Source organism: Sulfitobacter sp. HI0129 (genome assembly GCF_001635395.1).
Lineage (GTDB): Bacteria > Pseudomonadota > Alphaproteobacteria > Rhodobacterales > Rhodobacteraceae > Sulfitobacter.
Genome location: NZ_LWGH01001091.1, coordinates 1 through 20,052, shown reverse-complemented (window position 1 = coordinate 20,052; position 20,052 = coordinate 1). Strand labels below are relative to the sequence as shown.

Annotated in this window: 28 protein-coding genes and 1 pseudogene; 9 read left to right on the top strand and 20 right to left on the bottom strand. The window is 61.9% G+C overall.

Translation table 11 applies throughout. The features are described from left to right. On the bottom strand, nt 1–441 hold a 441-nt coding region (locus A3764_RS22940; RefSeq protein ID WP_067952145.1), incomplete at its 3' end, for a DUF2161 family putative PD-(D/E)XK-type phosphodiesterase. A gap of 140 nt (nt 442–581) precedes the next feature. On the opposite strand from A3764_RS22940, the gene A3764_RS22935 reads away from it, so the two are divergent. From A3764_RS22935 to A3764_RS22905, 7 genes are all read left to right on the top strand, one after another. Beyond that, nucleotides 582–1,502 carry a manganese-dependent inorganic pyrophosphatase gene (locus A3764_RS22935; RefSeq protein ID WP_067920344.1) on the top strand — a complete coding sequence of 307 codons (921 nt, stop codon included), beginning with the start codon at nt 582–584 and terminating at the stop codon, nt 1,500–1,502. A gap of 70 nt (nt 1,503–1,572) precedes the next feature. After that, nucleotides 1,573–2,427 (top strand): crotonase/enoyl-CoA hydratase family protein, encoded by an 855-nt coding sequence (locus A3764_RS22930; RefSeq protein WP_067920342.1) that lies wholly within the window; start codon nt 1,573–1,575, stop codon nt 2,425–2,427. Nucleotides 2,428–2,487: 60 nt separating this feature from the next. Beyond that, on the top strand, nt 2,488–3,360 hold the full coding sequence (locus tag A3764_RS22925) for a TIGR01459 family HAD-type hydrolase (RefSeq protein ID WP_067920340.1): 873 nt from the start codon (nt 2,488–2,490) through the stop codon (nt 3,358–3,360). 90 nt (nt 3,361–3,450) lie between these two features. Next, entirely contained in the window at nt 3,451–3,894 is a 444-nt protein-coding gene (locus A3764_RS22920) for a MaoC family dehydratase (RefSeq protein WP_067920338.1), read from the top strand. A gap of 73 nt (nt 3,895–3,967) precedes the next feature. After that, entirely contained in the window at nt 3,968–4,900 is a 933-nt protein-coding gene (locus tag A3764_RS22915) for a bifunctional riboflavin kinase/FAD synthetase (protein ID WP_067920336.1), read from the top strand. Continuing rightward, nucleotides 4,897–5,367, top strand: coding sequence for a YcgN family cysteine cluster protein (locus A3764_RS22910; protein WP_067920334.1), 471 nt, complete (start codon nt 4,897–4,899; stop codon nt 5,365–5,367). The genes A3764_RS22915 and A3764_RS22910 overlap by 4 nt, the downstream gene beginning before the upstream one ends. Then, entirely contained in the window at nt 5,367–6,407 is a 1,041-nt protein-coding gene (locus A3764_RS22905) for a threonine aldolase family protein (RefSeq protein ID WP_067920332.1), read from the top strand. Before A3764_RS22910 ends, A3764_RS22905 begins: the two co-directional genes overlap by 1 nt. Here the strand turns inward: A3764_RS22905 and A3764_RS22900 are convergent. After that, nucleotides 6,390–7,178: an alpha/beta fold hydrolase gene (locus A3764_RS22900; RefSeq protein WP_067920330.1), complete on the bottom strand. Its 789-nt coding sequence runs from the start codon at nt 7,176–7,178 to the stop codon at nt 6,390–6,392. The two genes, A3764_RS22905 and A3764_RS22900, sit on opposite strands and share 18 nt — an antisense overlap. After that, nucleotides 7,175–7,771: a 2-hydroxychromene-2-carboxylate isomerase gene (locus tag A3764_RS22895; protein WP_067920328.1), complete on the bottom strand. Its 597-nt coding sequence runs from the start codon at nt 7,769–7,771 to the stop codon at nt 7,175–7,177. Before A3764_RS22895 ends, A3764_RS22900 begins: the two co-directional genes overlap by 4 nt. A 101-nt stretch (nt 7,772–7,872) precedes the next feature. Here A3764_RS22895 and A3764_RS22890 point away from each other — a divergent pair, with 101 nt between their 5' ends. After that, complete coding sequence (locus A3764_RS22890; protein WP_067920326.1) at nt 7,873–8,892, top strand: ribose-phosphate pyrophosphokinase; 1,020 nt, start codon at nt 7,873–7,875, stop codon at nt 8,890–8,892. 24 nt (nt 8,893–8,916) lie between these two features. On the opposite strand, the gene A3764_RS22885 is transcribed toward A3764_RS22890, so the two are convergent. The 9 genes and pseudogenes from A3764_RS22885 to A3764_RS22850 all read right to left on the bottom strand — a co-directional run bounded on the left by A3764_RS22885 (nt 8,917) and on the right by A3764_RS22850 (nt 16,168). After that, entirely contained in the window at nt 8,917–9,267 is a 351-nt protein-coding gene (locus A3764_RS22885) for an H-type lectin domain-containing protein (RefSeq protein ID WP_067920324.1), read from the bottom strand. A 110-nt stretch (nt 9,268–9,377) separates the two neighbouring features. Further along, the gene (locus tag A3764_RS22880; RefSeq protein ID WP_067920322.1) at nt 9,378–9,815 is read right to left on the bottom strand and encodes a F0F1 ATP synthase subunit epsilon; all 438 of its coding nucleotides are present in this window, start codon (nt 9,813–9,815) and stop codon (nt 9,378–9,380) included. Between the two features lie 13 nt (nt 9,816–9,828). Beyond that, nucleotides 9,829–11,253 carry a F0F1 ATP synthase subunit beta gene (gene atpD / locus A3764_RS22875; protein ID WP_067920320.1) on the bottom strand — a complete coding sequence of 475 codons (1,425 nt, stop codon included), beginning with the start codon at nt 11,251–11,253 and terminating at the stop codon, nt 9,829–9,831. 19 nt (nt 11,254–11,272) lie between these two features. After that, nucleotides 11,273–12,040 (bottom strand): annotated as a pseudogene (locus A3764_RS22870) (F0F1 ATP synthase subunit gamma); the annotation flags it as partial. Nucleotides 12,041–12,198: 158 nt separating this feature from the next. Further along, complete coding sequence (locus A3764_RS24955) at nt 12,199–12,585, bottom strand: hypothetical protein (protein ID WP_150120636.1); 387 nt, start codon at nt 12,583–12,585, stop codon at nt 12,199–12,201. Between the two features lie 353 nt (nt 12,586–12,938). Further along, nucleotides 12,939–15,164 (bottom strand): hypothetical protein, encoded by a 2,226-nt coding sequence (locus A3764_RS24950; RefSeq protein ID WP_067920517.1) that lies wholly within the window; start codon nt 15,162–15,164, stop codon nt 12,939–12,941. Next, a complete protein-coding gene (locus A3764_RS26295; protein WP_269084721.1) occupies nt 15,157–15,291 on the bottom strand; it encodes a hypothetical protein in 135 nt (44 codons plus the stop codon). The genes A3764_RS24950 and A3764_RS26295 overlap by 8 nt, the downstream gene beginning before the upstream one ends. Nucleotides 15,292–15,293: 2 nt before the next feature. Then, nucleotides 15,294–15,722: a GTA-gp10 family protein gene (locus A3764_RS22855; RefSeq protein ID WP_067920520.1), complete on the bottom strand. Its 429-nt coding sequence runs from the start codon at nt 15,720–15,722 to the stop codon at nt 15,294–15,296. Beyond that, nucleotides 15,722–16,168: a phage tail tube protein gene (locus A3764_RS22850; RefSeq protein WP_067920522.1), complete on the bottom strand. Its 447-nt coding sequence runs from the start codon at nt 16,166–16,168 to the stop codon at nt 15,722–15,724. The genes A3764_RS22855 and A3764_RS22850 overlap by 1 nt, the downstream gene beginning before the upstream one ends. A 164-nt stretch (nt 16,169–16,332) precedes the next feature. On the opposite strand from A3764_RS22850, the gene A3764_RS22845 reads away from it, so the two are divergent. Further along, nucleotides 16,333–16,656, top strand: coding sequence for a hypothetical protein (locus A3764_RS22845; RefSeq protein ID WP_067920523.1), 324 nt, complete (start codon nt 16,333–16,335; stop codon nt 16,654–16,656). Between the two features lie 40 nt (nt 16,657–16,696). Here A3764_RS22845 and A3764_RS22840 read toward each other — a convergent pair whose 3' ends face one another. The 8 genes from A3764_RS22840 to A3764_RS22810 form a co-directional block, all read right to left on the bottom strand. Continuing rightward, the gene (locus A3764_RS22840; RefSeq protein ID WP_067920525.1) at nt 16,697–17,107 is read right to left on the bottom strand and encodes a DUF3168 domain-containing protein; all 411 of its coding nucleotides are present in this window, start codon (nt 17,105–17,107) and stop codon (nt 16,697–16,699) included. Further along, complete coding sequence (locus A3764_RS25570) at nt 17,100–17,261, bottom strand: hypothetical protein (protein WP_161487194.1); 162 nt, start codon at nt 17,259–17,261, stop codon at nt 17,100–17,102. The genes A3764_RS22840 and A3764_RS25570 overlap by 8 nt, the downstream gene beginning before the upstream one ends. Further along, nucleotides 17,261–17,599, bottom strand: coding sequence for a hypothetical protein (locus tag A3764_RS22835; protein WP_067920527.1), 339 nt, complete (start codon nt 17,597–17,599; stop codon nt 17,261–17,263). The genes A3764_RS25570 and A3764_RS22835 overlap by 1 nt, the downstream gene beginning before the upstream one ends. Nucleotides 17,600–17,601: 2 nt before the next feature. Further along, nucleotides 17,602–17,952: a hypothetical protein gene (locus tag A3764_RS22830; protein WP_067920529.1), complete on the bottom strand. Its 351-nt coding sequence runs from the start codon at nt 17,950–17,952 to the stop codon at nt 17,602–17,604. 21 nt (nt 17,953–17,973) lie between these two features. Next, a complete protein-coding gene (locus A3764_RS22825) occupies nt 17,974–18,309 on the bottom strand; it encodes a phage head closure protein (RefSeq protein WP_067920531.1) in 336 nt (111 codons plus the stop codon). After that, nucleotides 18,306–18,881 (bottom strand): head-tail connector protein, encoded by a 576-nt coding sequence (locus A3764_RS22820; RefSeq protein ID WP_067920533.1) that lies wholly within the window; start codon nt 18,879–18,881, stop codon nt 18,306–18,308. The genes A3764_RS22825 and A3764_RS22820 overlap by 4 nt, the downstream gene beginning before the upstream one ends. 4 nt (nt 18,882–18,885) lie before the next feature. Continuing rightward, the gene (locus tag A3764_RS22815) at nt 18,886–19,287 is read right to left on the bottom strand and encodes a hypothetical protein (protein WP_067920535.1); all 402 of its coding nucleotides are present in this window, start codon (nt 19,285–19,287) and stop codon (nt 18,886–18,888) included. 63 nt (nt 19,288–19,350) lie between these two features. After that, a partial coding sequence (locus tag A3764_RS22810) for a phage major capsid protein (protein ID WP_150122429.1) occupies nt 19,351–20,052 on the bottom strand: 702 nt, incomplete at its 5' end.

The following is a 20,052-nucleotide window of genomic DNA, read 5'->3' as shown; positions in this document are numbered from 1 at the left end:
GGTCTGGCCCCCGTCGTTGGGATCCCCCTGCCGGCGGGCAAACTCCCGCAGGAGCCGCCCCGACTTGCGCGCGGACTTGCGCGGCGCATAGGGGCCGGGGTCGCAATGCACCTCGACCAGACCGTCGGACAGGCGCACGGTGATCAGGCCCAGCCCCAACCGCCTTGCCAGCGCGGTGTTGTCCTTCAACGCCTTCAGGAACCGTTTGCCCGTTTGCCGGGGCACGGCCATGTAGACGTCTTCCGCCACCGCGAGGCGGGCGAGGCATTGGTGAAACAGCGTCAGCGAAAACCCGGTCTTCAACTCGACGATCACCGGCGGCTCCGCCCCGCGCAGGGCCATGACATCGGCGGGGCCCACTTCGGATTTCACCACATAGCCCTGATCCTCCAGAAAGGCCTTCACCGGGGGATAAAGATCGGTTTCACGTGGGGCTGACATGGCCGCAGACTGCCCTATTCGCGCCCCGTGGTGAATACGTCGCAGGGGCTTTGGCGGCGGGGCGCGGCAATCGGGTGACAAGGCAGATCAGCGTGACTATAAGGCCGCGAAACCGAACAACCCTTCTTTAGGAACACCGCATGACAACGCTCGTATTCGGCCATAAGGCGCCCGACACAGACAGCACCGGCAGCCCGATCGTCTGGGCTTGGTATCTCAATGAGATCAAAGGCGTGGATGCAAAACCCATGTTGCTCGGTGAACCCAATACCGAAGCGCTCTTCGTGCTGGACCACTGGGCTCTGGACAAGCCCGAGATCCTGACCGACCTCGCGGCGGATACGCCCGTCGTCATCGTGGACACCAACAACCCTGCCGAACTGCCGGGCAATATCAACGATGCGGACATCACCGGCATCATCGATCATCACCGGTTGGTGGCCGGTCTGGAAACCCGCGGCCCGATCGAGATCAACATCCAGCCGCTCGCCTGCACCGCCACCATCATGTACAAGATGATCGGCAAGGACTGGGCGCAGGCCCCCCGCGGGGTCAAGGGTGCAGCGCTGTCGTGCATCCTGTCGGACACGCTCGCGTTCCGCAGCCCCACCACCACGCAGGAAGACCGCGCGATCGCGGAGGCGCTGGCGCAGGACCTCGGTGTGGACATCGACAGCTACGCGGACGAGATGTTCGCCGCGAAATCGGATGTGTCCGCCTTTTCCGAGGCCGAGCTGCTGCGGATGGACAGCAAGGAATTCGATCTCGACGGGACGGCACTGCGCGTTTCCGTGCTGGAGACGACCTCCCCCCAGCCGCTGCTGGAGCGCAAGGATGCGCTGATGCAGGCCATGCCGAAGGTGGCCGAAGAAGACGGCGCGGCAGAGGTGCTGCTTTTCGTCGTGGACATCCTGAAGGAAGAGGCGACGCTGCTGGTGCCCAACGATACGGTCCGCCGGATCGCCGAGCGCAGCTTTGAGGCACGGGTGGAGGGTGACACGGTCGTCCTGCCCGGGATCATGAGCCGCAAGAAGCAGATCATCCCCAACCTCAAGCTGTAAGCGCCGCCCGTCCTTGGACGAATCGCAGAACGGTGCATAGGCTCCCCGCAGACGCCGGGGAGCCTTTTTCATGTCGACAATCCTTTACGAAACCACGGGACGTATCGCGCGGATCACGCTGAACCGGCCCGAGGTGCTAAACGCCATCAATGACGACCTGCCGGGCGAACTGGCTGCCGCCGTGGCCGAGGCGGACGCCGACCCGGAGGTTCACGTGATGATCCTGTCCGGCGCGGGCGAAGCCTTCTGCGCGGGCTACGATCTGGCCCACTACGCCGCCGACCCCACCAACGCGATGACCCAGTCGATGCCATGGGACCCGATGCAGGACTACCAGTTCATGTGGGCGAACACGCAGCATTTCATGTCGCTGTTCCGGGCCCACAAACCGGTCGTCTGCAAGGTCCATGGCCATGCGGTGGCGGGCGGCAGCGATATCGCGCTCTGCTGCGATCTTGTGATCATGGCGGATGATGCACGTATCGGGTACATGCCCACGCGCGTCTGGGGGTGCCCGACGACGGCGATGTGGACCTATCGGCTGGGTCTGGAAAAGGCCAAGCGGATGCTGCTGACGGGTGACAAGATCACCGGCGTCGAAGCCGCCGAAATGGGGCTGGTGCTGAAATCCGTGCCCGCCGCCGATCTCGATGCCGAAGTGGAAGCATTGGCGGGCCGGATGGCAAGCGTGCCGATCAACCAGCTTGCCATGCAGAAGATGGTCATCAACCAGACCATCGAGGCCACGATCAACCAGACCCAAAGACTTGCAACCGTGTTCGATGGCATTACGCGCCATTCGCCCGAGGGGCTGAACTTCAAGGCGCGTGCGGAGTCTGAAGGGTGGAAACGCGCGGTGGAAGAGCGTGATGCAGGCAGCTTCGACTGGACCCGTAACCGCCCGATTCCCGGTAACCGGGATTAGCGGCCCTGTTCCCTCTCGCGCGGGGATGGCCTATGCGTCCCCCAACGAAAAGGAGAGCGCATGACACAGATCATCGACCGGCTGGACGAAGTATCCGATCAATACGACGCGATGTTCGTCGATCTCTGGGGCTGCGTGCATGACGGTGTGCGCGCCCTGCCCGATGCCGTCTCTGCACTGCAGGCCTATCGGTCGCGGGGCGGCAAGGTGGTTCTGGTCACCAATTCGCCGCGCCCGCGCGCCGGAGTGACGCGACAGCTGGGTCATTTCGGCGTGCCCGAAGACGCGTGGGACAGTATCGCCACCTCGGGCGATTCGGCGCGCTCTGCCATGTTCCAGGGCGCGGTGGGCAAAAAGGTCTGGTATATCGGAGACGGCCGCGACGACCGGTTCTTTCAGCCGCTCGAAATTCTTGAAAATCCGGTAGAGGTCGAGCGCGTTCCGCTGGACGAGGCCGAAGGCATCGTCTGCACCGGCCCCGCGGATCCGAAGGCCGATCCTTCGGTCATGCGGCCCGAGTTCCTGCTGGCAAAGCAGCGCGGGCTCAAGCTGCTTTGCGCCAACCCCGATATCGTGGTGGACCGGGGCGAGGAACGTGAATGGTGCGCCGGCGCGCTGGCCGCTCTTTATACCGAGATGGGCGGCGAAAGCCTCTATTTCGGTAAGCCGCACCCGCCCATCTACGATCTGGCCCGGCGCAGGCTGGCGGCACTTGGCGTTGATATCCCTGACAGCCGCATCCTCGCCGTGGGGGACGGGATCCTGACAGATGTGGCCGGTGCCGCGGGGGAGGATATCGATTCGCTCTTCATCTCCGGCGGGCTGGCGGCGGCGGAGACAAAAACCCGTGGTACACCCGACCCGGCGGCCCTCCGCGCCTATTTGGAGGAGCACCAAGCCGCGCCGACCTATACCATAGGACACCTCCGCTAGGGTGATTAAGACTTGATTTTCTGCAGTTGCAAAGCAATAAAGTTGCCATCCCGGGATACGGGACGCCATTTTATTGTTTGAGGGCGAATCATGTTGGATAACCTGCCGCGCGGAACGATCTGTATCGAAGACATCGAAATCGGGATGACGCGATATCTGCAGAAGGTGGTGACCGACGAGGATATCGAGATGTTCGCCGCCGTCTCGACCGACCGCAACCCGGTGCATCTGGATGACGACTACGCCCGCGACACGATCTTCGAAGGGCGCATCGCACATGGCATGCTGACCGCCGGACTCGTCTCTGCCGTGATCGGCGAGCAGCTTCCGGGCCATGGTACGGTCTACCTTGGCCAGTCGCTCAAGTTTCTGGGGCCCGTGCGCCCCGGCGACATGGTGCGCGCGGAAGTAACCGTGACGGATATCGAATTCGGCAAGCGCCGGGTGAAGATGGACTGCCAGTGCACCGTCGACGGCAAGAAGGTGCTGGTGGGCGAAGCCACCGTTCTGGCCCCCTCACGCAAGTTCGACTGAAGCCGGGCCGGCACGGCCCGCCGGGCCGCCGCCCGCTCTTGCCCTCGCCGGTTGCCGGGGCTACGCACATCCCATGCGTATCGTGCGAGATTACAGATATGTCGAACCGCAGGATCGGGGTGCCAGCGCCGCGATCGGCAATTTCGACGGCGTGCACACGGGCCACCGTTCGGTCATAGACATCGCGCGCAGCGCCTGCCCGGATGCGCCACTGGGCGTTGTCACCTTCGAGCCGCATCCAAGGGAATATTTCGCCCCCGACGCCCCGCCCTTTCGCCTGATGGGCCCGGAGGCACGCGCCCACCGGCTGGAAAAACTCGGTGTCTCACGACTTTACGAACTGCCCTTCAACAAGGCGCTGGCCTCGCTGAGCCCCGAAGCCTTCGCGCGCGACGTTCTGCATCGGGGCCTTGGTCTGCGCCATGTGGTTGTGGGCGCGGATTTCTGCTTCGGCAAGGGGCGCAGCGGCACTGCGGATGACCTTGTGCGGTTCGGTGCGGATTTCGGCTTTGGCGTCACCATCGCACCGCTCATGGCGCGGGATACGCAAACGGTTTCCTCCACCGCCATCCGCAAGGCACTGAGCGAAGGCCGCCCGCGCGATGCCGCCGCCATGCTGGACCATTGGCACCGGATCGAAGGACCCGTGATCGGCGGCGAACAACGGGGCCGCGAACTGGGATACCCCACCGCCAACATGTCGATCGAGGGACTGCACCCGCCGGCCTTTGGCGTCTATGCCGTGCTGGTCGACGTCTTGGAGGGGCCGCATGCGGGAAGCTACACCGGGGTCGCCAGCCTTGGCGTGCGCCCGATGTTCGGAGAGAACCGGCCCAACATCGAAACCTTTCTCTTCGATTTCACCGGGGATCTTTACGGCGCGCATCTGTCGGTGGCGCTGGTCGAGCACCTCCGCCCGGAAGAGAAGTTCGACAGTCTCGATGCCTTGATCGCCCAGATGGATGCCGACAGCGCCGAGGCCCGGCGCATAGTGGCGGCCCGATGAGCGATCCGATCCCCCGCAAGGGTCTGCGCCCCCGGTACTGGGAAACCACGCCCCTGAACAAGATGACCGCGCGGGAGTGGGAGGCGCTTTGCGATGGCTGCGGCAAATGCTGCCTGAACAAGCTGGAGGACGAGGACAGCGGAGAGGTCGCCCTAACCAGCGTTGCCTGCCGCCTGCTGGACGATGCCACCTGCCGCTGCGCCCATTACGAAAATCGTCACCAGTTCGTCCCGGACTGTATCGTGCTGCGCCCCGATAACCTTGATGAACACGCCTATTGGATGCCCCGCACCTGCGCCTATCGCTTGCTGTGGGAAGGCCGCCCCCTTTATGACTGGCACCCGCTGATTTCCGGCCGCGCCGACAGCGTGCACGAGGCGGGCATTTCCGTGCAGCATTCGACCGTGTCCGAATTCGACACCCCATTCGAAGAATGGGAAGACCATCTGATCGAGGAGCCGTCCTGATGTTTTTTGCCTCCGACAACGCCGGGCCTGTTCATCCGCAGATCCTCGACCGGGTGGTTCGCGCGAACGACGGCTACGCCATACCCTACGGCAAGGACCCGATCATGGACGAGGTGCGTGACGCGATCCGCACCGCTTTCGAGGCACCGGAGGCTGCTGTTTACCTGGTGGCCACCGGCACGGCGGCCAACGCGCTGGCGCTGGCGACCTATTGCCAGCCCTGGCAAACGATCTTCTGCTCCGAAGTGGCGCATATCCACGAAGACGAATGCAATGCGCCGGAGTTTTTCGCGGGCGGCGCCAAGCTGAAGGTGATCCCTACGGATGACGTGATGACGCCCGAAGCACTGCGCGCCGCCATCGCGCCCCATGATCCGGGCGATGTGCATTCCGCACAGCGCGGCCCCGTCTCCATCACGCAGGTCACCGAACGCGGGTCGGTTCATTCACTGGAAAACCTGCGCGCGCTGACGGCGGTGGCAAAGGATTACGACCTCCCCGTTCATCTGGACGGCGCGCGGTTCGCCAATGCCATGGTGGCGCTGAACTGTTCACCAGCGGAAATGACATGGAAAGCCGGTGTCGATGTCGTCAGTTTCGGCGGCACAAAGAACGGCTGCATGGGGGTGGAGGCGGTGATCTTCTTCGATCCCTCCAAGGCGTGGGAGTTCGAGTTGCGACGCAAGCGGGGCGCGCATCTGTTTTCCAAGCATCGTTTCCTCTCTGCCCAGATGGCCGGCTATCTTCAGGGCGATCTGTGGATCGACAATGCCCGGGCGGCCAATGACAACGCGGCCTATCTGGCCCAAGGCCTGCGCGTGGCGGGCGCCAAGTTCCTGCACGAGCCGCAAGCCAACATGGTCTTCGCGCGCTTCCCGCGCCGGGTGCATCGCAAGCTGCACGAAGCGGGCGCGCGCTATTACCTGTGGGATGCGAAACTGGAAGGCAATGACGAAGACGCGATGCTGGGCGCCCGGCTGGTCTGTGATTGGTCGCTGTCACGCGATGCGATCGACAGCTTCCTAGGACACTTCGAATAGGCCCCGGATCGCCTGCGCGACTTCGCGCGGGTGGGTCAGCGGCGCCATATGCCCGGCCCCGGCGATGCGTTCGCGGCGCGCATCGGGCAAGCGGCGTTCGAGGGACTTGTTGATGGCGTAGCTCATGTCGGGTGACGCGTCCCCTTCGAGCAGCAGGGCGGGCATGGAGGCACGCTCGAACATGCCGGGTTTCAGCAGACCGGCGGAATCCTCGCCCAGAAACGGCGTGCTCGCCGGGACGAAATGAATCCTTTCGGCCATGTAGTCCCGCGTGGCCTGCGGGATCAGGTCCCATTTGGTGCCGTCCCCCCAGCCGCGGTTGAACATGCGTGTGGCTTCCATCGGATCGCCCGCTGCCAGCGCCTTGTCGAAACGCGCGGTGTATTCATAGTATTTCTGAACGCGGTCCGGTTCGTCCTCCAGCACGGCGGCGAAATAGACGGGTTCTATCATTGTGACGCTGCGCACCAATTCGGGGTTTTCGATGGCAAGGCGCAGGGCCACCGTCGCGCCGAAGGAATGGCCGATCAGGTCCATCGGCGCGCTCAGCAGGGCCCGGGCCATATCGGTCGCGATGTCGTGTATGTTCCCCTCGCCGTTCCAGCCGCCGGAACGGCCATGCATCGGCAGATCGTAGGCCAGCAGGGTGGCGCTGTCGTACAGCGCCTCCCCCACCCCGCGCCAGGCGCCCGAATGGGCGAGCGAACAATGGATCGCCAGTGCCTGCCGCGGGCCTTCTCCGAACCGGCGGGTATGGGTATGGGGGATCAAAGCTTTCCCGCGAGATGCAGATCCAGATCCTCCAGCCGGTCCTGCCCCCAGAACCTTTGTTCGCCGACGATATAGAACGGCGCACCGAACACGCCGCGCTCTACCGCTTCTTCCAGATTGGCGGCATATGTCTCGGCACCCTCCAGCAGCCCACTGTCGGCAAGCGCCGGGTCAAAGCCCGCCTCTTTCAGGCAATCGCGCACGACGTCATCCTCGGCAATGTCTTTCTCCTCTGCCCAGACGCTGCGGAAAATCGCGCGGGCCAGCTGACCCAGATCGCCATCACCGGCGTTCTGCGCGGCGATGAAGGCATAGGCCGAGGGGGCACCATTGGTCGGCCAGTGGGCCGGTTTCAGGTTGAAGGGCATGTCCAGCTTCTTCGCCTGACGGGTCAGCTCCTGCGCGCGGTATTCCTGCCGGCTCGGATGCCTGTCCTTCGGAGGCGTCCCGCCGGTCCGGCCGAAGGCCGCGATCAGGTCGAAAGGTTTGTAGTTGATCTGGGCGTCATGCTTGGCGGCGATCTTCTCCAGCCGATCCCCCGCCAGATAGCAATAGGGTGACAGGGTCGCGAAAAAATAGTCGATGCTGGGCATTTGGATCTCCTTGGGGGGTACGGCAGCTTTGCGGCACGGTAAGGCCGTGATAAGCGGTGTCAACGTCGCGAATCTGTCACAATCCCCTCCCCGGAGACCGCATGCCCCATACGTCCGAGCCGAAGCTGATTGCCGGAAACTCAAACATGCCACTGGCAAAAGCCATCGCCCGGAGGATGTCCCTGCATCGCGGTATGAACGTGGGTCTGGTCGATGCGCGGGTCGAACGGTTCAACGACGGCGAAATCTTTGTCGAGGTTTTCGAGAACGTGCGCGGCGAGGACATGTATATCATCCAGTCGACCTCGAACCCGGCCAACGACAACCTGATGGAACTGCTCATCATGGCCGATGCCCTGCGCCGGTCATCCGCCGCCCGGGTCACGGCAGTGCTGCCCTATTTCGGCTATGCCCGGCAGGACCGCCGCACCAAGGCACGCACCCCCATAACCGCCAAGCTGGTGGCCAACATGCTGGTGGGCACCGGCGTCGAGCGGGTGCTGACGATGGATCTGCACGCGGCCCAGATTCAGGGGTTCTTCGACATCCCAGTCGATAACCTCTATGCCTCGCCGGTGTTTGCGCTGGACATCAAACATACCTTCAAGGACCGCATGAGCGAACTGATGGTCGTTTCCCCCGACGTGGGCGGCGTGGCCCGCGCGCGCGAACTGGCAAAACGCATCAACTCCCCCCTCGCCATCGTCGACAAACGGCGCGAAAAGCCCGGCGAAGTGGCCGAAATGACCGTTATCGGGGACGTGAAAGGCAAGATTTGCCTCATCGTGGATGACATCTGCGATACCGCCGGCACGCTCTGCAAGGCTGCCGAAGTGTTGCTGGAAAACGGCGCGAAGGAGGTCCACTCCTACATCAGCCACGGCGTCATGTCCGGCCCCGCGGTCGAACGGGTCAGCAATTCGGTGATGAAATCGCTGGTGCTGACCGACAGCATCGCGCCGACCGATGCCGTCAAGAACGCCCAGAACATCCGCATTGTGCCGACCGCACCGATTTTCGCGCAGGCCATCCTGAACATCTGGAACGGCACGTCGGTGTCATCGCTGTTCGAAGCCGATACGCTCGGCCCGATCTACGACGGAATGTACAAGGCCGAGTGATCCCGGCCCCTAACGCGGCGCGCGTCAGCCAACATCCCACTGATCATCGTCTGGAAGTGCCCCGATCGCAGTCCATGCAACGCGCACCCGTGCTACGCGCGTATCGCCCCATGTGCGGAACACCATGTCGAAACCGCTTTTGGTGACTGCTTCGGCCGCGAGGTCGGCCCGCATGACGGTGGTTGCGTCCACGTCCCAGAGTGACAGCGAAAGCTGCACGGTGGGCGCTTCCTGATAGGACTCCGAAAAGCGAATGCGCCGGCGGCGTTCGCGCTGGCCCCGGCCTGTCCACATGTCGCCGCCGTTCTCATAATCGGTAAAGAGAACGACGTCCCCGCTATCGACGCCGACGGTGTGGCCTTTCAGTCTGTTCATCGTGATCCGCGTTCGCTTCGCAACATGTTCTCAAAAACAGTTAACGCCTCCCCCGGAATGAGGAAAGGCCCCGCCGGGGCGGGGCCTTTCGAACAAATTGTTCCGTGACTTCAAAGACTCGGTTGTTTCGAGGACAATCCGATCTCATCCCCGACTGCGACCATGTCGGCCAGCAGTTTGGCCGCGTCATCGACGGGGCCCGGTTCGTTCACGAAGTTTTCCTTCGCCCGCGTGTAGTCCTGCTGGGCTTCGTCCATCATGCTGTCGAGCTGTTCCTGGGTCATGTCGCCCCGGGGAACGGCACGTTCGGCCAGAACCGAAACGCCCCGGTCGCTGATTTCCGCGAAACCGCCCGTTACGACGAAGTCCGCCGATCCCTCCGGCCCTTCGACCTTCAGGATACCGGGCCGCAAGGTGGTGATGGTCGGCGAATGGTTTGCCATCGCCGTCATATCCCCGTCCGCGCCCGGTATCTGCACCGTCTCCACCTGCATAGAGGCGAGCCGCCGCTCCGGCGAGACCAGGTCGAATTGCATCGTGTCTGCCATTGCTCAGGCTCCCTCAGGCGGCGTCAGCCGCCATTTTTTCCGCTTTCGCTTTCACTTCGTCGATGCCGCCGACCATGTAGAAGGCGCCTTCGGGCAGGTGGTCATATTCACCGGCAACAACGGCCTTGAACGAAGCAATCGTGTCTTCCAGCGGCACCTGAACACCGTCAGACCCGGTAAAGACCTTCGCAACGTCGAAGGGCTGGCTGAGGAAACGCTCGATCTTGCGGGCGCGGGCCACGGCCAGTTTGTCTTCTTCGCTGAGTTCGTCCATGCCGAGAATGGCGATGATGTCCTGCAGCGACTTGTAGCGCTGAAGCACCTGCTGAACGTCCGTCGCGACCTTGTAATGCTCTTCGCCGATGATCAGCGGGTCAAGCAGGCGCGACGTGGAACCCAGCGGGTCCACAGCCGGGTAGATGCCCTTTTCGGAAATCGCACGGTCCAGAACGGTCGTCGCGTCGAGGTGCGCAAAGGAGGTCGCGGGCGCCGGGTCAGTAAGGTCGTCCGCGGGCACGTAGACGGCCTGAACGGAAGTGATCGAACCGGACCGGGTGGAGGAGATGCGTTCCTGCATCGCGCCCATGTCGGTCGCCAGCGTCGGCTGATAACCCACGGCAGAGGGGATACGACCCAGCAGGGCCGACACCTCGGAACCCGCCTGGGTAAAGCGGAAGATGTTGTCCACGAAGAACAGAACGTCAGAACCGGATTCGTCACGGAACTGTTCGGCCAGCGTCAGACCGGACAGGGCCACGCGCATACGCGCACCCGGAGGCTCGTTCATCTGGCCGTAGACCAGCGAAATCTTCGATTCCGTCAGGTTGTCGGGCACGATAACGCCGGATTCGATCATCTCGTGGTAAAGATCGTTCCCTTCCCGCGTCCGCTCGCCCACACCGGCGAAGACCGACACACCGGAGTGCACCTTGGCGATGTTGTTGATCAGTTCCATGATCAGAACGGTCTTGCCCACCCCGGCACCACCGAAGAGGCCGATCTTGCCGCCCTTGGTGTAGGGGGCCAGCAGGTCGATGACCTTGATACCGGTGGTCAGGATTTCGGTCGCGGTGGACTGCTCTTCGAACGCGGGCGCATCGCCGTGGATGGCACGGGTTTCCGTCGCGTCGACCGGGCCTTTTTCATCCACCGGCTCGCCGGTCACGTTCATGATGCGGCCCAGCGTGGCCTTGCCGACCGGCACCTGAATAGGGGCACCGGTGTCTTCCACGCGCTGACCGCGCACCAGACCTTCTGTCGCATCCATCGCGATGGCGCGAACGGTGTTCTCGCCGAGGTGCTGCGCGACCTCCAGGATCAGGTTCTTGCCCTGGTTTTCGGTTGTCAGAGCGTTCAGAATCTCGGGCAGGTGATCCTCGAACTGCACATCGACGACGGCGCCGATGACCTGGGTGATTTTTCCGACTGCTTGTGCCATGTCGTTTCTCCGGTTTTGTCTACAGCGCTTCCGCGCCGGAAATGATTTCGATCAGCTCGTTGGTGATGACAGCCTGACGCGAACGGTTGTATTCGATGGTCAGGTCTTCGATCATCTCGCCGGCGTTGCGGGTCGCGTTGTCCATCGCGGACATGCGCGCGCCCTGCTCCGATGCCGCGTTTTCCAGCAGAGCGCTGAAGATCGCAGTGGCGACGCCACGCGGCAGAAGATCGGCCAGGATCGCCTCTTCCGAGGGTTCGTAGTCAAACAGGGTCGAAGGCCCGCTTTCGTCTTCCTCGGCTCCGAAAGCCGCGGGAATGATCTGCTGGGCTGTCGGAACCTGGCTGACGACGTTCACGAACTTCGCGTAGAAGATCGTCGCGACATCGAATACGCCTTCATCGAAACGCGACAGAACGTCCTTTGCGATATTCTGTGCATCGGCATATCCCAACCGCTTCACATCGCTCAGGTCGACGTGACCGACGAGGTATTTGCCGAAATCACGCTTGAGCTGGTCGCGGCCCTTCTTGCCGACGGTCAGGATCTTGAGTTCCTTCCCTTCGGCCAGAATTGCACGGGCCCGCGTCTTTGCGAGTTTGACAATGTTGGTATTGAAACCGCCGCACAGCCCACGTTCGGATGTCATGACGACCAGAAGCTGCACCTTGTCGCTGCCGGTGCCCGACAGAAGCTTGGGCGCGGAATCCGAACCGCCGACCGAAGCGGCCAGCCCCGACATCACGGCATTGAACCGCTCGGTGTAGGGGCGCGACTGCTCGGCAGCNNNCTTGCCCGCGCCAAGCCACGATTGCCCATTCCACGCCAGCGTCCCCACACCCGTATGGATGCGCACTGTCTCCCCCGGCCAGTCGGCATAGGTGAGCAACACCGGATAGAAGTGCCCGGTCAGCGCCTTGATAAGCGCTACCGAGGCCCCGCGCTTCAGGACCATGGGTTAACTTCCATCCAGCCGTCAGGATATTCGTCTTCAAAGACCTCGCGAAAGTCCCATTGGAAACCGTAGTCCCCTGAAATCGGTTTGATGGCCCGGGGCACGTTGACGGCCTCAAAGACGATATTCTCCGCGTCACCTAACACCACATTGCCCGAAACCGTGAAGGCCTCCGGTTTGTCAGTGCGGACCAGTGCTGCGCCTGTCGCATCAGTCCGCGCGACTTTCAGGACATAAGCCGCCTCAGTCGTCGCCCCTGTGACGGTGACGCGCTCACCGGGCCGCGCCACAATCTGCGAAGGCGGTAGGCCAGTAACCGTAAGCCCATGCCAAACGCCATCTGTCGCAGGGGAGGCGTTGGCTCCATATTCGCCCATGCGCCACTCAACAGGCGTTCCGCCCTCAGTCCAAAGCAGATCCGCCCCGGCGGCGGTCCACTCTAGGATCGTATTGCGCAGATCACCTCGCGGGCCTTGCAGCCCCCATGGGCGGCACCGAACCCGCACAAGCTGCGGCCCGCCTGCCCACATTCGATTGAGCATCCGCACATATCCCGCGCCCGCTTGGTCTGGACCGTATCCTGCCACGTTGGCTGATGCCACGCGCCGCGCCCGCTGCGCCGATGATGTGCGCGGCCTGCCTTCGATAAGCCCCACAGAGCGCGATTGCGGGTATATTTCTGCCAATTCCCACCCGGTCAGACCGAAAGGCGGCCATGCGATTACGTCCGTCATGGCGTCCATCCCGACTTGCTGTTGCGGAATGACGCCTGCGCCCGGTTTACGGACTGCGCAGCAATGCCCGGGGCCGCGCGCTGCACAACCCCACCGCTGATCTGCTCCACCTTGGCCTGCCAGTTGCCGTCCTGATCGACGTACACGCGCACATCCATTTGACCGCCGCCGCCCATAGCCTTCGCTGTATCCTTCGTGGACGTGACCATGGCGGGGCCTCGGATAATCTCGGGGCCGTTCTCGCCAGCGATTCCGAACTTGCCGGAGGGGATGCGCCCGCCCCCGTCAAACATCCCCGCGAAGATGCCGCCCAGCAATCCGCCGAAACCGCCTTGGCTCTTGGAGCCGCCTGCGAACATGCCCTCCCCGAACAGCAAATATTCAAGCGCCGCGCGCTTGATGCTGTTGGTGAACTGATCCATCGCGTTCGCGCCGCCCATGGCCGCGTCAATGATGCTGTCCTTCCACTCCGACTGCACCTTTTCCATCGCGGCGATCTTGTCGCGGGCGAGATCGTACTGTTCGGCCAGCTTGCCGACGTTCGCGGCCTCTGCGTCGATCTTCTGCGTAAGGTCTTCGGTGATATCCAGACCGCGCCTTTTCGCCTCTTCAAGCAGACGATGCTTGACGGTCAGCGCGGCCACTTCGCTTTTGGACTTCCCCAGCATGTCAATCTGCTGGCGCAGCTTTTGCAGTTCGTTCTCTGCGATGCTGAACAGCGGTTCCTGCTGGCGACCGCCGCCGCGACCTGATCCGGCGCGCGAACTCTTGCGCCCACCGCTGCCTGATCTTCCCCCGCTGGTGCTTACTTTGGGCTGGGGGCGACCGCTCCACGGCGTCGTGTCGTAGCCCTGATCCCAAACCGTCGCGCGGGTGTTGTTCGGATTGCGCGGGTCTTCGGCGTCAAGGCCATTATTATTGACTGCGTTCGCCCTAGCCGCAGCGGCACGCGCATTTGCCAAACGGCCCGCAATTTCCAGTGAAATGCCGAGGTTTTCGGCAAGCCGAGCCGCCTCGTTCGCACCTGCGCCGATGTTCGACGCAACATCAATTTTCGCGAGATTCAGCGCTTGGATTGTCGCTTCCAAGAGTTGGTCATAGAGGGCCTTCCCCTCATCGCTTGCTTCAGAAAGTCCGTTAGACGCGCCGTGTATGTGTTCTGTAAGTTCGGATATGGCCCGAGCCTGCTCTTCCGGCCCTCTTGCTTGCCCAATGGCTGCGAATTTTTCAACAACCCCTCTGGCTTCGTCTTCCGTGATCCCTAAAGCCTCTTCAAGGTCGGAAATGTTATCTTTCACCTCATTCAACTTGTCACTGTTCTGCTGTAGACGCTCTAGCTCCGAATTGGTTGCGGCCAGTTGGCTATCGGAAAGATTAGAAGCGCCTGCGTTCTGGATTTCCTGAATTCGGGACTGAACAGCGCCAATCGTCTGGTCTAGTTCCCTGATCTCTTCGGGAGTGAACCCAAACACACCGGCGACCCCAAGTTCCCCGGCAATTCCGCGCGCGGCATTGTCCAGGGCGGACCGCGCGCGGATCGCGGCGATCTGCTGGTTGATCTCGAAGACCTTCTTGGCCTCGCTCGCCATGGCCCCAAACTCGGCCACCATATCGACGCCGGATAGAGAATTTGCCTCCTGAACCGCTTGGATGCTCTCTTTCAGCGCCTTCAGTTGATCTTCCAAAGAAGCGGCTGCTTCGCCGGTCGCCAGAAAATACCCGGCAAGCGGCGCTCCGACCGCCAAGGCCGCGCCAAGAATAGCGCCGAACGGGCCGAACACACCGAGAAGCTGCGAACCCTGCTGCGTGAAGGCGGTAAGGGCTGACGTGCCACCCTGCACCTGAACCGCGAAGTCACCGACCTGATAACCGGCCTGCTGGAAAACAGACCTGTTCCGTGTGAGAAAACCGGTCTGCGCCGCTACAGCGCTGTTCATCGCGACCACCTTGGACTGTGTGCCGGTGATCTTCGCCGCTGTCTGGTCGTACTCACGCTGCAGAAGGTCCATGCCGGTCGCGTGGCGCTTGGCCGAGATGGTGCCTGCTTCCAAAGCGGCATTTAGCTGGTCTTGCTTCCGTCGCGTTCTTTCTTCCGCTGCCGCCAAGGGATTGAACTTGCGCTCCAAGCGGTCAATCGCCGCCGCCGCAGAGCGGGCGTTCTTTTCAAGGCGATCCTTTTCGAGGTCTATCAGGATCGCAATGCGTTCTGTGGGTTCAGCCATATTTCGCCTTTAAATCCTCGAACTGATCCCATGTGGGGGGCTGCGGCTTGTCGCTCGCGTGGGCTTCGTTCCAGCCCTCTACGAAAAGCGACCAGTCCAGCGGCGTCATTTCTCGCCACTCGGACATGCTCAGTCCTGCAACGATTGCGCTTTTGATTTTCGCTTTCGCGTCGTAGCTTTCCGCCCTGTCTTCGGAGACGATCCAGCTAGTTCTGCGTCTTTTTTTTTATCTTCTTCGGACAGGTAGATCGCGCCGACCAAATCCATCGCCATGCTGCGAATGCGCGGGTTTTCATGGGGCGGCAGATCATCGACAATCTTGTCTGCGGTCCTGTCCGGTAGCCCGCCCCCTACTAGGCCGAGCGCAATCAGATCGCGACAATGGCGAACTTGCGGCGCATCACCTTTACCAAAGAGCGACTCTACCACAGTGAAAAAGCCGATATTGTGCTGCCGCTCAAACCGCTCGATTTCGCCATTGCGCAGAACCAGCGGGCGACTCTCGCCGCCAAGCTGTTCAATCGTTCCACCCGCCGGGGCGCTTGCCGTGATCGGCATTAGACGGCAGCGGTGAAGGTGACGGGGCCTGTCGAAGCGAGCGCAAGGCTGTACGTCACAGCGCCTTCCTGCTCGCCGCCGAACTCGATGTTGTTCACGTGGAACGCGCCTTCGAAGGTACCGAACTCCGGCACGATGACTTGGAAGTTGCCGATGGCATCTGCGGTATCAGCGGCCCCGGTGCCGTAGGCAATGTCATGGAACCGGTCAAGCGAAGTGCCGCCCTCGAAGATGCCGTTGCCGGAAACCTCGACCGACCGCATCCCGGTCATCACTTCCTGCCAGAGTTGGCCGCCGGGGTTCGTGCAGTCCATCGTGGTTACATCGAAGTTGTTGTTGTTGACGGTCATTGTCTTGGATTGGATGCCGCAGAGCGTCGAAAACGCTTCGGTCGCCAATCCATCGCCGATCTTGATCAGCAGCAGTCTGCCAGTTTGCTTTGCCATGGTTAGGCTCCTTCATGGGATATGGACGCCTCACGGCGTTCGGTCCTGCCTTGCCCAAGGGCCGGATATGGGCTTCGATTCCCGCAGAAGGGGAAAAGAATTGACGGGGTCTCGCGTTCCCGTGTTAACCTTTTGTTTACCTTGGTTAACAAAATGGTGAACTTATGAGATTTCCTGTTGTCTTCATGCTGTTGGCGGTTGCCGCCTGCGCGAAACAGCCTGAGCAGATCGGTGCAGTAGATATCGGCCCGAACCCCTACCTTCGTTTCGGGTGTGATTCCCTAGCGAAAGAACACTTGGCGCTTGACCAAAACCTTGCAAATCTCAGCGCCGCCCAGAAAAGCGCCGCCGGGGCGGATACACTTGGTGTTCTCCTTCTTGGCCTTCCAATTTCCAGCATGTCAGGCAATGACAACGAAGCGAAAATCTCCATCGTCAAAGGTCGTATTCAGGCCGTCGAATCCGTCCAAGCGGCCCGAAAGTGCTAAATGAAAGATGTGATAGCAGAGGCGGAAACCTCTGCTATCATCACCCATCCAAGATGGCCGAAAACGCGATGACAGCCGTGTAGCTTTTTCCGTCGCTGTCCTGCGTGACTTCCTGCGTGATCCACTGAAGCTGCACCAGCGTGAAGCCCGTTACCGTCAAAGCCGCTTCATCCAGTGCCTTCACGACCGCTTCGGCGCATCGGGTGGCCTCTACCCGGCCGGATTTTGACGGGCGGCTATGGGCCTCCACTGCGAAGGTGATCGACCCTGCCGACTTGCCGTCTGTTCTCAGGGGGCGCGGCTGGATTCCTCCGATCCTGATGAACGGTCGTACCGCGTCCTGCGGGGGCTGGTCGTAGATGCGCCCGCCGACAATGGTGGACGCGCCCGCATCGGCTTTCAAAGCACCGACAAGCGCCTTTTGCAAGGCGAGCGCGTAGCCGTCAGCCATCTGCGTCTTCCACTCTCAGGTATTTTTTCCAGCGCCCTGTATCAACACGGCCCAAGGTCGCCTTTGAAACAAAAAGCCCAAGCCAAAACAGAGGATCGCGCACCGCCGCGTTGGCATCAACAGAGACATTCAGTTTCACGTTATTCTCAGCCATCACTTCACCGCCTTGATCGCATCACGCAGGGCCTTACGGGCGCGGGCCGTGCGCTTTTTCTTCGTCGCCTGAATGGCGGGGTTCACGAAGGGACGCGGACCCCGGTTGCCCTCGATAACCTTTGCCTTCTGCCCGAAGTCGATAAGCTGAGAACCATCCGGCCCCGGCAAGTTGCGGATTGCCGCGCGGCTTGCGCCAGACTTCTCCGGGATAAGCACCTTCGCTAAGTCCACGATCATTTCCGCGTTTTCGCGGTTCGCTTTCTCGAACTGCGCCTCGATCTCAGGCGTGATCCGGCCCAAGAGCGCCTTTGTCTCATTGAAGCCGGTCTTTTTCATGCTCAGAACTCAAGGAGCGTTGCGACGAGACCCGTCCCGCCGGTGATCGCGATAGTCCCGGCCAGATAGGCGCTGATGGCATCCAGCCGAACCACCCGGGCCGCACCGACCGGGATTGAGCCGACCGCGTATCCGCCGCTGATGTCCACCGCCCCCACGCCAGCAACGCCAACCGTGGATGCACCGTCACCGTCGATGACCGGGGAAAGCGACCCGGCAGTCGGGTTTCGAAGCACCAGAAGCGCCCGCTTGTTCGGGGTGTAGGCGAAGGTATCGCCCGCACCATCCAGAGTGATTTGTGTCGCCGTGGCTGCCGTAGAAGCGCCCGCGTCTGTCGCTGTAATCGTCGCCATGTCTTATCTCCTGATAGGGCGCTACTGCGCGACCCCAGATTCAACCAAAATATCCAGCATCGCGCCCTTATCATCGGCGTGCGCAATGCCCCGAATGTTCCATGTCTCGCCCCGCGCGACAGCTTGATCCGCTTCCGTCAGCCCATTGGCCTGCGGGCTTGTTCTGATGCGGATTGTCGCCGTGCGGACGTTCTCCACGGCCCCCGCCTCTACGCGCTCCTTGCCGGTCGTTTCGCGCACGTTGCCCCAGACAGTGAACAGCGGCGCGAACTCACCCACTACGTTGCCGTAATCGTCTATTTCCTCGCCCTGCCGGTTGAATGTCACCCGGTGGCGCAGGCGGCCCGCGCCCTTCATGGGCTGACACGCCGGTACGGCGCGATAAGCATCTCATGCGCATTGGTGGGCTGCACCCCGTCCGCCATCGTCTCCCGATATTCGTAGAGTGTCCCGATGTGGAGCAGGATGGCCGCCTTGATCGCTGAAGGCACGTTTGATGCTACACCGAAACCGGCGTCGAACGTGATGCTCACACCGGTCACGTCAGGCCCGATGCTCGGGCGCGCGAACGCATCCTCGAACCGGACATATCCGCCAATCGCATCTTCCTGAATCGTATAGAGACCCGGCGCGACTGTCTGCGCCGCCCCATCAAGATCAACGTATGAAACCGCAACCGATTGGACATCGGGGAAGGGCAACCGCATGATCCGATGCCAGTGGTCGTATTTCTGCACCCATGTTTGGGTGACGATGCACCGCCCCAGAATACCGGCCCTGCCGTCAAGGTGCGCCGTAGCGGCGGCAACAAGCCCGGTAATCAGGCCGTCTTCTGCTGTCACCTCAGGCTCCACCCGAAGGTGCGCCTTGGCCTCTGCCAGCGAAACTGGTGTTTCAGCCGGCGCCGTATTCAAAACGGGGCGGTGCATGTTATCAGGCTACCGGCGCGTCGTTGGGGTGGCCGCGAATGACCTGCGCAGCCATCGGGAAGCTGGGGCTGGTGCCGCCAGTTGCCGAGACTCGCACACGCAGATAGCGCTTGTTGCCGACATAGCCCCGGCGGTAGACCGCTTCATCGGTCGTGCCGGTGATCTGCGCCAGTTGATCGCCACCCAGAAGGTCGGACATAGCCACATCCGTGAACGTGGTGTCATCGTCCGATTCCTGAAGCAGTACGGTCATTGTCGGGCTTGTGCCGCTTCCTGCGCCAATGTCGATCACGCACAGGGCGGCATTGTAGCCCTGAAGATCAACGCTCGCGCCGTTCAGAGCGGCGGTGACGGCCTGCGGTGCAATCGACTGCGACACGCTGACGCCAGAATGAAAATCCTTCATCGGATCATCCTTTCGTTATTTTCCATGATGAATGCGCGGGCGATTAGCCGCCCGCGCCAAGGCTTAGGAAGTCGCGACTTTCAACAGCTTGATTGCTTCGAAGTTCTGAACCCCACCGCCAACGCGCTTCGTGGTGTAGAAGTGCACGTAAGGCTTGTTGGTATAGGGGTCGCGCAGAACCCGGATGCCGAAGCGGTCAACGATCAGATAACCACGCTGGAAATTGCCGAAGGCAAGCGGGAAGGCATTCGCCCCAACCGCATCCATATTGTCATCCGTGCGCACCGGCTTGCCGAGGAACGTGGGCGTTTCACCTGCGTTGGTCGGGTTGCCCCAGAGATAGGTGCCGTCGCCGTCCTTGAACTTGCGCATCGCCCCTGCGGTCACGTCCGAGGTGAGCCATACCGCGCCGTTGCGATATTGCTCTCTCAGGCTGTAATACAGGTCGATCATGGCATCAGCGCCATTGTTCGACGCGTTCGACAGCGCAGCTGCAACGCCAGTGGGCGTATAGCCGAGCTTGCCCCATTCGTAGTTGGCGTTGGGTACGTTCGCATAGGACAGCAGCCCACGAGGACGCTTCACGCCGTTGCCGCTGATGAAGGCAGCGCCTTCCTGCTCGGCAAACTCGATTGCAACCTCATTGCCCAGCCATTGAGCGATGTCCACGCGGGCATCGTCCAGCATCGTCTGCGTTGCCGCCGGGTTGGCGTAGATCTCCATGACGTTGAAGATCAACTCGCGCAGAGTCGGCGTGGCGGTTTC